An 11,932-nucleotide genomic window follows, 5' to 3' on the forward strand; every position below is an offset into this window, starting at 1 on the left:
GCAGGAGCAGAACAGCTTTCCGACCGGCCCCCTATCGCGTCGCGGGGACGGCGGGCGATACAGGATAAGGCATGTCGATCTTCTCGCGTCTCTTCAAATTCACCTCGCAGGATATGGCCATCGACCTGGGCACCGCCAATACGGTGGTCTATGTGCGCGGCCGCGGCATCGTACTGAACGAGCCGTCGGTGGTGGCGGTCGAGACGCTGAACGGCGTCAAGCGGGTGAAGGCGGTCGGCGTGGACGCCAAGCTGATGATGGGCAAGACCCCGGATTCGATCGAAGCCATCCGCCCGCTGCGCGATGGCGTGATCGCCGACATCGACGTCGCCGAACAGATGATCAAGCATTTCATCACCAAGGTGCATGGCGGCAAGCATAGCCCCTGGCGCGCGCCTGAAATCGTGATCTGCGTGCCGTCGGGTTCGACCAGCGTGGAACGGCGCGCGATCCGTGACGCCGCCAGCAATGCGGGCGCCAGCCAGGTGTTCCTGATCGAAGAGCCGATGGCCGCCGCGATCGGCGCCGACATGCCGGTGACCGAACCGATCGGGTCGATGGTCGTGGACATCGGCGGCGGCACGACGGAGGTCGCCGTGCTCTCGCTGCGAGGCTTGGCCTACACCACGTCGGTGCGCGTGGGCGGCGACAAGATGGACGAGGCGATCGTGTCCTTCGTGCGCCGCCATCATAACCTGCTGATCGGCGAAGCGACGGCCGAGCGGATCAAGAAGCAATATGGCGTCGCCCAGCCGCCCGAAGACGGCGTGGGCGAGACGATCCACATCAAGGGCCGCGATCTGGTGAACGGGGTTCCCAAGGAAATCTCGATCAACCAGGGGCAGATCGCCGATGCGCTGGCGGAACCGATCAGCACAATCGTCGAAGGTGTCCGCATCGCGCTGGAAAACACCGCGCCTGAACTGGCCGCCGACATCGTCGATCAGGGCATCGTCCTGACCGGCGGCGGCGCGCTGCTCAAGGGGCTGGACGACGAATTGCGCGACGAAACCGGCCTGCCGGTAACTATTGCCGAAGACCCGTTGACCTGTGTCGCCATCGGTACCGGCCGCGCAATGGAAGATCCCATCTTCCGGGGCGTGCTGCAAACGGCCTGATCGAGAAGGACGATTAAATGGCGCGGCCAACCAGCCGACGCCCCGGTATCAACCGGAAGGCGCAATATAGCCTTTTCGCCAGCTATGTCGTGGCGGTGACTGGTGCAGCCGCAGGCCTGTTGCTGGTGGTGGTCGCGATCTTCGATCCCACGGGTTTCTCTGCGATCCGCATTGCGACAGCCGAGATCGGTCGCCCGGTTTCCATGGCGCTCAAGGGCATGGTGAGCGGGGTCAGTTCGCTGGACGAGGTTCTGGCCGCCTATTGGCGCGCCGGGTCGCAGAATGTCGCGCTGCGCCGACAGGTCGAGGCTGACCGTAACCGCATCATCGAAGCCAAGGGCGTGGCACAGGAAAATCTGCGCCTGAAAAAGCTGCTCAAGCTCGTCGATGCCGACGCCAGCCAGGTGCTGACGGCCCGCCTCATTGCCTCATCCGCCACCAGCACGCGGCGATTTGCGCGGCTCAATGCGGGACGCTGGCAGGGTGTGCGACCGGGTATGCCGGTGCGTGCACCGGAGGGGTTGATCGGCCGCATCCACATTGCCACGCCCAACAGCTCGGACGTGCTGTTGCTGACCGACACGAGCAATATCGTGCCCGTCCGCCGCACGAACGACAATATCCCGGCCATCTCCACCGGCCTTGGCGACGGGACTGTGGAAATCCGGGCGCTGACGGCCGGGCGCAACCCTTTCAAACCGGGCGACCTGCTGGTGACGTCCGGCATAGGCGGCGTCTATCAACCCAATATACCTGTCGCAGTCGTTGTCCGCGCGCAGGGCGAAATCGCCTATGGTGTGCCGCTGGCGAACCCCGGCCGGGTCGATGCCGTCGTGGTCGAACGCGCCTTCGAGGAAGCGGTGACCCGGCCCGGCCCGGCAGCACCCCCGATGTCCGAAGAGGGCGTGGCCGACAACGGCGCCACGCCATGATCGACCCGCATCTGCACCATGTGCCCAGGCTGGGTCGACACCCCTCGCGGTTCCGACTGGCCGGTACGCCAGTCATCACCGTGATGTTGGGTTCGTTCCTGACGGCGCTGCCGGTTATCGCGCAATCCCCAGTCATGCCGCCTTTTGGCCTGCTGCTGCTCCTGTCCTGGCGATTGCTGCGACCCGATCTGTGGCGCACCTGGATCGGCCTGCCGCTCGGCCTGTTCGACGACATGATGAGCGGGCAACCGATCGGCTCGGCCATGTCCCTGTGGACCGTGGCGTTGATCGGCATCGACATGATCGAGCATCGCATGGTCTGGCGCAGCTATCGGCAGGACTGGCTAATTGCAGCGCTCGCCATTATCTTCTGCATCGCCGGTGGCCTGTTCTTCGCAAGGATCACCGGTGGAGGTAATGTGCGTTTCTTGCTGGTCGCGCCACAGATGGTCTGGACGATATTGCTGTTTCCCTTCGTCGTCCGGCAGTGCGCGCGGATCGACCGCTGGCGCGTCATGGCATGAAATTCCTTACCCCCAAGCGCAAGATCATCACCGAAGCCGCCCAGTCCTTCACCTTCACCCGCCGCGCGATGGTGGTTGGTGGACTGCAAGGCGCGATCGGCGCCCTGCTGGTCGGGCGGATGGCCTGGATCAGCGTGGCGGAGAATGAGAAATACAGCCTCCTGTCCGAAAGCAATCGCGTCAACCTGACACTCATTCCGCCAAGGCGTGGCTGGATCGTGGATCGCAACGGCCGGCCGCTGGCCAATAATCGCACCGATTTTCGCGTCGACCTGATCCCCCAGCGCATCGTCGATGCCGAAGCGACCATCCGTCACCTGGCGCAATTGCTCGATCTGGAGCCGGATGAGGTCGATCGCATCCGCGAGGATCTGGAAAAGTCCGCCGGTTTCCGGCCGGTGCAGGTCGCCGACAAGCTGACTTACGACCAATATGCCGCGATCAGCGTGCGCCTGCCCGACCTTCCCGGCGTGGCGCCCAGCCAGGGCTTTTCCCGTCATTATCCCGCCGGCGCCACGGTCGGCCATCTGCTCGGCTATGTCGGCGCGGCGACGGCGGAGGATTATAAGGCGCGCAAGGACCCGCTGCTGATCACGCCCGGCTTCAAGCTGGGCAAGGACGGGCTGGAAAAGGCGTTCGACCGGCATCTGACCGGCAAGGCCGGCGCGAAACGGGTAGAGGTGACCGCGCGCGGCAAAATCGTGCGGGAATTGACCACGCGCCCCGATACGCCGGGCAAGTCGATCAAGTTGACGATCGACGCAGGGCTTCAGGAATATGCCGGCCGCCGCCTTGCCACGCAGAGCGGATCGGTGGTGGTGATCGACTGCCAGAATGGCGATGTGCTGGCCCTGGCGTCGATGCCCAGCTTCGACCCCAACAGTTTTTCCGACGGCATCAGCCATCTGGAATATGAGATGCTGTCGAAAGACGACCATGTACCGCTGCGCAACAAGACGCTGCAGGGCCTTTATCCACCCGGCTCGACGGTCAAGCCGATGGTGGCATTGGCGCTGCTGGAAGCCGGCATAGGGCCGCAAGAGACGGTCAGTTGCGGCGGCGCGATCCGGGTGGGCAATACCCTGTTCCATTGCCATAAGAGGCGCGGCCATGGGCCGCTCAACATGCGCGGCGCGATCGCCCAGAGTTGCGACATCTATTTCTACCAGATGGCGCAGCGCATCGGCATGGATCGGATCGCCAGCATGGCTCGCCGGGTCGGCATGGGCCAGAAATTCGACCTCCCTTTCCCCAGCCAAAGCTATGGCACCGTGCCGGACCCGGCGTGGAAGGAAAGGAAATATGACCAGAAATGGCAGGTTTACGACACGGTGAACGCCACCATCGGCCAAGGTTATATGCTGATCAACCCGCTGCAAATGGCGGTGATGGCGGCGCGCCTGGCGACCGGCAAACAGTTGATGCCCAATTTCATCCATAACGCCAGGCGGCCCGATCCCGCGACCGTGGGCGCGACCGAAGAGCATTTGATCGTCATCCGCGATGCGATGAACGCGGTGGTCAATGGCGGCGGCACCGGCGGCGCGGCGCGCAGTTCGATTCCCGGCGTCATGATCGCGGGCAAGACCGGCACCGCGCAGGTCCGGCGGATCACCATGGCGGAGCGCGCGGGCGGCGTGCGCGGCAATAGCTCGCTGGCGTTCAAGCTGCGCGACCACGCGCTGTTCCAGGGCTTCGCGCCGTTCGACAATCCACGCTATGCGATCGCCTGCATCATCGAACATGGCGGGCATATGATCCGCAATGAAGATGCGCCGATGATCGCCAGCGACACCTTGTCCTATCTGTTCGATCCAGCCAAAGCGATGGAGAAGCTGGAAACGCTGGAAAAGGGCTGGGGTGGCACGCCCGCCCAGCGACAGGCGCGACAGATGGCCAGCTTCCGCATCGCAAAAGCGATCGAGAAGGGCGATGTTCCGCCACCTTCGGACAATGTAGCGGACAATGCCGGCAATGCAGCCGCGCTCTCCCCGGCCCCATCGCCACCTGCGCGCGATGAAAGCGAAGATGATGCGCCGCCGCCGGGCGCCAATGTGACCGGCGCGCCATGAGCATCATTCCGCACCCCCTGACCGAATTTCCCTGGCGTATACTGGCTCTGCTGCTGGCGATCGCCGGCTTCGGAACGATCGTGCTCTACAGCGCGGCGAGCGGGAACATCTTTCCCTGGGCGGCGATGCAGGCGGTGCGCTTCTGCATCTTTTCGGCCATGGCGCTGACGCTCAGCCGCATTCCGCTGGAAATTTTCGCCCGCTTCGCCTTCCCCGCCTATGGCGCGGTTCTGGCGTCCCTGTTCCTGGTGGAACTGATCGGCGGCGTCGCGGGCGGCAGCCAGCGGTGGATCAATCTAGGCTTCATGCAACTCCAGCCGTCGGAATTCATGAAGCCGATCATCGTCCTGACGGTGGCGCGCTTCTATGCGATGCTGCCGGTGGGCGAAATCCGGCGCTGGAACGCGATCTGGCCCGCTTTGGTGCTGATCGGCCTGCCTTGGGCGTTGGTGCTCATACAGCCTGACCTTGGCACCGCCACGATGATCGCGGCGGGCGGGGTGACCGTCATGTTCCTGGCCGGCCTGCCGCTGCGGCTGTTCATCGGCACCGGCCTCCTCGTGGCGTCGGCGATCCCGATCGCCTTTAGTTTCCTGCACGATTATCAGAAAAACCGTGTCCTCATATTCCTTGATCCCGAAAGCGATCCGCTGGGCGCGGGATATCATATCAGCCAATCGAAGATCGCGATCGGATCTGGCGGCTTCTGGGGCAAGGGATTCCTGCAAGGCACGCAGAGCCATCTCGACTACCTGCCCGAAGGCCATACCGACTTCGTCTTCGCAACCATGGCGGAGGAATGGGGATTGCTGGGCGGCGCGTTGCTGATCCTGGCCTTCATGCTGCTGTTCCGCTGGGGCATCCGGGTCGCGATGCGCAGCCAGGACAAGTTCGCGCGCTTGGCGGCGGCAGGGCTGACCACCACCATATTCTTTTATGTCGCGATCAATCTGATGATGGTGATGGGATTGGCCCCGGTGGTGGGCATCCCCCTGCCCTTCATGTCCTATGGCGGTTCTTCGATGCTGACCGTGATGCTGTGCATAGGCGTCATCATGGCCATCGATCGCGCGAGCAAGCGTCGCACGGGAACGGGAAACTGGGCGTAAATCGGCTCGGCCGAAAAATTTCCGGCATAGGGGCGATTTATGGTTTGCAAACAGCCGAGCGACTGCTAACAGCCCGCCCACACCGGAGCGCCTACCGCATCGGAATGGACGCATAGCTCAGTTGGTAGAGCAGCTGACTCTTAATCAGCGGGTCCTAGGTTCGAGCCCTAGTGCGTCCACCACTTTCTCCCTATTTGTCAGATAGTTAAAGAGCTCGCAAAGTCCGGCGGATGCTGGCACCGGCGTGCTAGGTAGCTCTCTAGGTAGCAGCACGCGCACCCACTATCGAGCATGGTCAAGCGCCACACTCTGGCAACTCAGGAGCCGCCCTCCGGTCAAGCGAGGGGGACTTCAGGGATCAAGCGAGTCGTGGCCACACCTGCCGACCATTGCGACGGCTAATTCCACTCTGCTTCACACCAGTATGCTACTTTTGAATGAGAGCCACGAGCTGCTGGTTTCGACGGGATGTAGGGGGCGCTAGGGCACTCGAGCTCCGATCCAGATAACCCGACCGACGATGTCGACGCCCTTACGCTGCATGCCGGGCCAGCTGGGATATGCCGGGTGGTCGGTGAGAACGGCCAGACGGTTCTTTATGGGGTCGATCGCTATCCGCCTCACGAAGATCTCAGAGGAGCCACGGATGGCATAAAGGCCTTCACGCAAGCCCTCCCGGTTGCGGACTCGCCCAGGCGCTTCTTGAGTTCCTCCACCGCGGACGATGCCCGGTATTCCTGAAAGAAGCTGAGCAGCGAGCTGCCAAGGACAATCGCCAGGATAATGGCCGCGTCCACCCATTGCTAAAGCACCAGCGAGATGACTGCGGCAAAGGCCAGGATGAGAACGAGTGGGCTTTCGAACTGGCGATGGAGCAGGCGCAGAGCGCTCAGACGCGGTGTATCCTCGACGCTGTTGGGGCCGACGAGGCCGAATTGCGTTGCTGCCTGAACGGACGATAGGCCGACCGGGCTGGTCTCAAGCGATGCCGTCAACGTGGACTGGTCTTGGCTCAAGTACGGAATGTCATCACTTGCCCCGCCCATTCCCGTTTCCAATCGCCCCAGCTCTGATCCAGATCAGATTTTCAAACCCTCGTTACGCGCATCAAGCCGATGCTGCACTGCCAGAAGTCTGTCCGCTGTCAAAATAGCGAACAGGGCATCGTACCAACATAGGCAAGGTTCAGAGTCATCGTGACAATTTTGTCTGTCGTCGTGCCCAGAATGGTCGCGAGAATCTGATGGCCCAGAAGCCCAGCGTCACCAAAGGGACATTGCACAAGGCATCATCGGTCGCATCGCTGTTGCTCAGGTTCATTGTCCATATCCCTGGATGGTTGCGGCGAGAACCAATAAGGTCGGACTCCACCCGCCCCCGGCTACATCAGGAATGGGTGACCTCGATGATGCGCAGAGGACGTTCGTGACCGCCGCGGTCCGGCCAACAAATCGACTGCCCTGCCCGCAGGCCAATCAAGCCCGCCCCGACCAGCGACATGATCGAAATACGCCCTGCCTCGATATCGGCATCCTGCGGATAGACCAGCTGGAGTGTGCGCTCCACGCCGCTCGCGTCATTGACGAACCTTACTGTCGACATCATCGCGACAACGTCCGATGCGAGGCGGGCATCCGGCACCACCCAGGCGCGGCTGATCTCTGCGAGCAGAAGTTCGGCCACCTGGGGCATGCGTCCTTCCATATCCACGGCGAGATTGCTGATCCGTTCGGCGTCGCTTTCACGCATCTGGAGGGGCGGCCTGGCAGTAGCCTTGCGGTTGATAGTCATGGCAATCTCCGTCAGCGCCGACCATGCGGCGCAGCGCGCTGGATCAGCGCTGTGTTGTGCTAGGGGATGGAAGGTGATGCCCCGGACTGCGCCGGACGTATTTGTCGCTGCCCGGGGCTATTGGCCGACGAGGAGCGAACTCCCATGGCAGCGCTGACGCTGCAGAATGGCGACACAGATCATTTCAGGACGATGGCGGATAACGATCAGCAAGTCAAAAGCCGTTGCCGCAGGCAAACGCGCGGATGCTCAATGCGCGAGCGCCGTTTGCAGACCGAGCGCCACGCAGTGGGCATGGTTGTCTGCCACCGTCACGGTCAGGCCAGTGGCATCGGCGACGGCCCGACTGACAAGGCCGATGACTGCACTTCCGCCCGTCAGGACAATGCCGCCATCGTGAATATCGCGGCTCAGTTCAGGCGGTATCTGACCGAGCAGGTTGACCACCATTGCGGCAATTCCCGCAACGTGTTTCTCCACCACCGGATGCAGGTCGCCAACGGGAACACCGATCGCTGCGGGACGCCCGGTGACCAGATTGCGCCCCTTGATCCGGATCTCGACACCGGCGTCCACGCCCTCATGCAGCATTCTCACGAGGTCGCGCTTGGCCTGCTCGGCCGTGCTGGCACCGATCAGGAACTTGTGCCGAAAATGAAGATAGTCTGAAATCGCGACGTCCAGAGCATCGCCCCCGCCGCGAAGCGATGCGGCCGCGCATATCCCGCCAAGCGAGAGTATGGCTGCTTCCGTGGTGCCTGCCCCACATTCAACGATCATGGTGCCTTGCGGCAGATCGATAGGAAGGCCAGCGCCCAGCGCAGCCGCAAGGGGTTCGGCGAGCAATTGGACAGATCCGAGGCCAGCGTCATTTGCCGCTGTGAAAAGAGCACTGCGTTCGGCATTGGTTGCGTCGGCGGGCACGCCGATGATTGCGCGGAAAGAGCGCAGCCTCCTCTGGCCCACACTAGACCGCACGGCATAGGCCAGATAATCGCGAGCAGCAGCGATGTCGCTCAGAACCCCGCGGGTGAGGGGACGGACCACCCTCATGGATCCCGAAGTTCGATCCAGCATAGCGCTGACAGTGGAGCCTGCGGCAACCAGTTCTCCGCGGTCCGCCTGCCCCGTGAAGCAGCACAGCGACGGCTCGTCGAACAAGACGCCGCCGCTCGACGATACGACGCGGGTGTTTGCTGTGCCGAAATCGATCGCGAAATCAGGCTTGCCCATGGCTTGAAACAGTCTCTTCATCTTGCTCGTGTAGCAGTAGCGGCCTGGGATGTCTCCCGAAGGCGGTTGGGCGGCATCTGCATGGCCTGCAGGCCCATTCCGCCGCACCGAAAATACTGCGTCGATCCGCCCAACGGTGCGACACGCCTCGGCGCAAAATTCCGCGACGACCGCTACTGGATCGGCGGCGTGTAGTCGCGGCGCTGGAGCGTTGTCATATATGCGGCAAGGTCATCGATTTGCTCGGGATCGATGGCAAAGTTCATCATCGCTGGGAAATTATGGGAATCGCGCAGCCAGGGTTTGAGTGTTGCGGCCGTGAGGCCCGGTGCGTTGACGACCACCTCGAACGGCGGCGCCTCGGGGTTCGGGGAACCGCGTCCTGTGGTCACGGCATGGCAGCCAGAGCAGTTCGCATTTGCAAATGCGAGTCCCCGTGACGCTGGGCCCGATCCCGCCTCATCGGCATTCATCTTCTCAGTCGTGGGACTGGCTGCAACTCCCCGCGACATCCGTCCGGGACTGCAAGCACTCAGTGTGAGCACGACAAGGGCGAAAATAGGCAATTTGCGCATCATCGATGCCTATCGTGCCGGAGCGGGCACCCGTCAATGTTACCAATACCTGCTGTCACGGGGCGCCCTTCCCCGAATTCCCGGATCGGAAAAACGTCCAATAGCAGTGCGGCATGGCGGAGAGGTGGGCGGCGTCAGTATTTGAGCTGACGCTCATAGAGGTCGCGATAGTGCTGAATTCGGGTCACGCGCAGGCCCTGCATGCCGGAGCGGTCAACAGCCCGCTCCCAGGATGCCAGTTCCTCAAGGGTGATGCTATATCGCTCGCAAGCCTCGTCGAAAGTCAACAGGCCGCCCTGCACCGCCGCAACCACTTCCGCCTTGCGCCGGACAACCCAGCGCCGGGTTTCCGGCGGGGGAAGCGATTCCAGCGTCAACGGTTCGCCCAAGGGCCCGATTACACTAGCAGGTCGAATCTTCTGGTTCTCGAGCATATCCCGCACAAAATAAGGGGCGGCCCTTAAGAACGCGTTGCCCTTACCGTGACACCGTTGCACCGATCGCGATACGCCAAGTCTGGCGGTTTGATCGTCTCATTCCAACACGCGCCGACGTCTGCGATTGCCGCGGGATCGCCTTGGTCTAAGCTGGCATCGGCGACTCCAGAATACCTGGGGCAACAAAAAACGGGAGGGAAGCATGGAAGAGGCACTGAACAGGCAACCGGGCAGCGTTGAACCTTTTCCCGAGGCCCCCAAAAATACCCTGGTATCCGATGAGTTGAACAGAATCCTGTCGCTACTGCGCGACGCATGTCCAGCGGATGCCCATATCAGCTTTGACTTCGATGGCAGGCTGCACGCGCACATCGACCTGAGGAGCCAGGAAGACGTGACCGCAATCGAGACCTTGCTGCCGATGCTGGGGCACGGACTGTTCCATGACATCACGCGCGGCGTAACGCCGCACCATCCCTTCTTTCACCGCGTCAGTGTGCTGGTTGACAGATAATCCCGTTCGCCACGCTCCGCGTAACCAGATATCACTTCGTCTTGTGACGGATGCTGAAGAATGGCAGCTTGCAGGCGCGGCTGACGATTACTTCAGGGTGTGATGCCGGGCAGTGGGAGAGACAAATGAGTTACAAGATCATCGAGATTGAAGGCATTGGCGCCAAGTATGCCGAGCGTTTGCAGGCTGCGGCGATCTATTCGACCAACGACCTGCTCAAAGCCTGCGGCAGCCGGAAAGGCCGTGATGAGACCGCCGAGAAGACCGGCATTTCCGCGAGCCAGCTCCTCAAATGGACCAACATGGCGGATCTGATGCGGGTTTCCGGGATCGGCGAGGAATATTCCGAATTGCTGGAGGCCGCCGGCGTCGACACGGTCAAGGAACTGGCCACGCGCAATGCGGAAAATCTTGCCGCAAAGATGAAGGAAGTGAACGAGGCGAAGAGCCTGACCCGGGCGCTGCCGGGGGTCACGCAAGTGCAGAAGTGGGTCGACCAGGCAAAAACCCTGGATGCTGCAATCAGCTACTGATCCCGCAGCGTCGCCAGGAAATGCCTGAAATCCGGACGGTCTGCAAGACACAGACCATCCGGATCGGGGGGGCTCTTTCAGCCGCGATCAGCGCACGCTGCCGCGCTTGAAGAAGTTGACGATGCCCAGCAGGACGACCGCGCCGACGAAGGCGATGATCAGCCCGGTCAACGAGAATTGCTGCACACTGCCGCGAATGCCGAACAAGGGTCCGGACAGGGCGTTGCCGATAAGCGATCCGACGCAGCCGACTACGATATTCCACATGATGCCCATGGACGCGTCCCGGTTCATGACGAGGCTCGCCAACCAGCCCGCGATCCCGCCCACGATCAGTGCGATAATCCAACCCATCGTCTTCCTCCTCTTGTGGTCTCAATTCTGGCAAGTCCGCAGTAGCAGCCGATTGCGACAGCTCAGCGCCAAGCGTCCCTGCCGCTCAATCCTGCTCTTCTCCCGTCGATAACAGCACGCGCCAGATCAGCGCGCCGACTGCCGCGCCGACCAATGGCGCAAGCCAGAACAACCAGAGCTGGCCCATCGCACCGGTCTCGGCGAAAATGGCGACGCCGGTCGAGCGCGCGGGGTTCACCGAAGTGTTGGTCACCGGAATCGAGATCAGGTGAATCAGCGTCAGGGCGAGGCCGATCGCGATGGGCGCAAATCCGGCCGGTGCGGCTTTCGATGTCGAGCCGAGGATCACAATCAGAAAGCCCGCCGTCAGAAGCACTTCGATGAGCAGCGCTGACTGCATCGAATAGCCGCCGGGTGAAAGTGTCCCGAAACCGTTCGATGCGAACCCGCCAGCCTGGAAGCCGGCCTTGCCCGAGGCCACGGCATAAAGAGCCGTACCCGCAGCAATGGCGCCGACGACCTGCGCGATCCAGTAAGGCAGCAGTTCCTTCCAGCTGAACCGGTTGGCCAGGGCCAGTCCCAGCGAGACAGCCGGATTGAAGTGCCCGCCCGAGTGTCAACGGCGGAGCAAAAGTCGGCCATTCGGCGGCGTAAAACCAGGCCATCGTGTTACATGCCGGGGGGAGTGGCGTGAGGGCGTAGCCCGAGGGCCACTCCCCCCGGCATTGGTGTAATTTTCA

13 protein-coding genes, 1 tRNA gene and 1 pseudogene are annotated in these 11,932 nt (G+C 62.3%); 8 read left to right on the top strand and 7 right to left on the bottom strand.

Going from position 1 to position 11,932, the window contains the following annotated elements:
- Positions 1-71: 71 nt before the first annotated feature.
- The 6 genes from EWH12_RS09830 to EWH12_RS09855 all read left to right on the top strand — a co-directional run bounded on the left by EWH12_RS09830 (position 72) and on the right by EWH12_RS09855 (position 5,937).
- Positions 72-1,118 (top strand): rod shape-determining protein, encoded by a 1,047-nt coding sequence (locus EWH12_RS09830; RefSeq protein ID WP_066601439.1) that lies wholly within the window; start codon positions 72-74, stop codon positions 1,116-1,118.
- A 17-nt stretch (positions 1,119-1,135) separates the two neighbouring features.
- Positions 1,136-2,050, top strand: coding sequence for a rod shape-determining protein MreC (gene mreC, locus EWH12_RS09835; RefSeq protein ID WP_129926448.1), 915 nt, complete (start codon positions 1,136-1,138; stop codon positions 2,048-2,050).
- Entirely contained in the window at positions 2,047-2,574 is a 528-nt protein-coding gene (gene mreD, locus EWH12_RS09840; protein ID WP_129926449.1) for a rod shape-determining protein MreD, read from the top strand. The genes mreC and mreD overlap by 4 nt, the downstream gene beginning before the upstream one ends.
- Complete coding sequence (mrdA, locus tag EWH12_RS09845; RefSeq protein ID WP_129926450.1) at positions 2,571-4,646, top strand: penicillin-binding protein 2; 2,076 nt, start codon at positions 2,571-2,573, stop codon at positions 4,644-4,646. The genes mreD and mrdA overlap by 4 nt, the downstream gene beginning before the upstream one ends.
- On the top strand, positions 4,643-5,755 hold the full coding sequence (gene rodA, locus EWH12_RS09850; RefSeq protein WP_129926451.1) for a rod shape-determining protein RodA: 1,113 nt from the start codon (positions 4,643-4,645) through the stop codon (positions 5,753-5,755). Before mrdA ends, rodA begins: the two co-directional genes overlap by 4 nt.
- Before the next feature lie 106 nt (positions 5,756-5,861).
- A tRNA-Lys gene (locus EWH12_RS09855) sits at positions 5,862-5,937 on the top strand.
- Between the two features lie 621 nt (positions 5,938-6,558).
- On the opposite strand, the gene EWH12_RS22460 is transcribed toward EWH12_RS09855, so the two are convergent.
- The 5 genes from EWH12_RS22460 to sciP form a co-directional block, all read right to left on the bottom strand.
- Positions 6,559-6,750: a cation-transporting P-type ATPase gene (locus EWH12_RS22460; protein ID WP_207212384.1), complete on the bottom strand. Its 192-nt coding sequence runs from the start codon at positions 6,748-6,750 to the stop codon at positions 6,559-6,561.
- A gap of 391 nt (positions 6,751-7,141) precedes the next feature.
- The gene (gene rnk, locus EWH12_RS09865) at positions 7,142-7,546 is read right to left on the bottom strand and encodes a nucleoside diphosphate kinase regulator (RefSeq protein ID WP_129926452.1); all 405 of its coding nucleotides are present in this window, start codon (positions 7,544-7,546) and stop codon (positions 7,142-7,144) included.
- 249 nt (positions 7,547-7,795) lie between these two features.
- Positions 7,796-8,800 (bottom strand): rod shape-determining protein, encoded by a 1,005-nt coding sequence (locus EWH12_RS09870; RefSeq protein ID WP_129926453.1) that lies wholly within the window; start codon positions 8,798-8,800, stop codon positions 7,796-7,798.
- A gap of 152 nt (positions 8,801-8,952) precedes the next feature.
- Positions 8,953-9,357 (bottom strand): c-type cytochrome, encoded by a 405-nt coding sequence (locus EWH12_RS22640; RefSeq protein WP_340640831.1) that lies wholly within the window; start codon positions 9,355-9,357, stop codon positions 8,953-8,955.
- Positions 9,358-9,488: 131 nt separating this feature from the next.
- The gene (gene sciP / locus EWH12_RS09880; RefSeq protein ID WP_129926454.1) at positions 9,489-9,788 is read right to left on the bottom strand and encodes a CtrA inhibitor SciP; all 300 of its coding nucleotides are present in this window, start codon (positions 9,786-9,788) and stop codon (positions 9,489-9,491) included.
- A gap of 205 nt (positions 9,789-9,993) precedes the next feature.
- On the opposite strand from sciP, the gene EWH12_RS09885 reads away from it, so the two are divergent.
- Both EWH12_RS09885 and EWH12_RS09890 read left to right on the top strand, forming a co-directional pair.
- Positions 9,994-10,305 carry a hypothetical protein gene (locus EWH12_RS09885; protein ID WP_129926455.1) on the top strand — a complete coding sequence of 104 codons (312 nt, stop codon included), beginning with the start codon at positions 9,994-9,996 and terminating at the stop codon, positions 10,303-10,305.
- Positions 10,306-10,430: 125 nt separating this feature from the next.
- On the top strand, positions 10,431-10,838 hold the full coding sequence (locus tag EWH12_RS09890) for a DUF4332 domain-containing protein (protein ID WP_129926456.1): 408 nt from the start codon (positions 10,431-10,433) through the stop codon (positions 10,836-10,838).
- A gap of 87 nt (positions 10,839-10,925) precedes the next feature.
- Here EWH12_RS09890 and EWH12_RS09895 read toward each other — a convergent pair whose 3' ends face one another.
- Positions 10,926-11,192, bottom strand: a complete 267-nt coding sequence (locus EWH12_RS09895; protein WP_129926457.1) for a GlsB/YeaQ/YmgE family stress response membrane protein — start codon at positions 11,190-11,192, stop codon at positions 10,926-10,928.
- 85 nt (positions 11,193-11,277) lie between these two features.
- Positions 11,278-11,793: pseudogene (aqpZ, locus tag EWH12_RS09900) on the bottom strand (aquaporin Z); the annotation flags it as partial.
- Positions 11,794-11,932: the final 139 nt, after the last annotated feature.

The organism is Sphingobium cupriresistens (assembly GCF_004152865.1).
Taxonomy (GTDB): Bacteria; Pseudomonadota; Alphaproteobacteria; order Sphingomonadales; family Sphingomonadaceae; genus Sphingobium; species Sphingobium cupriresistens.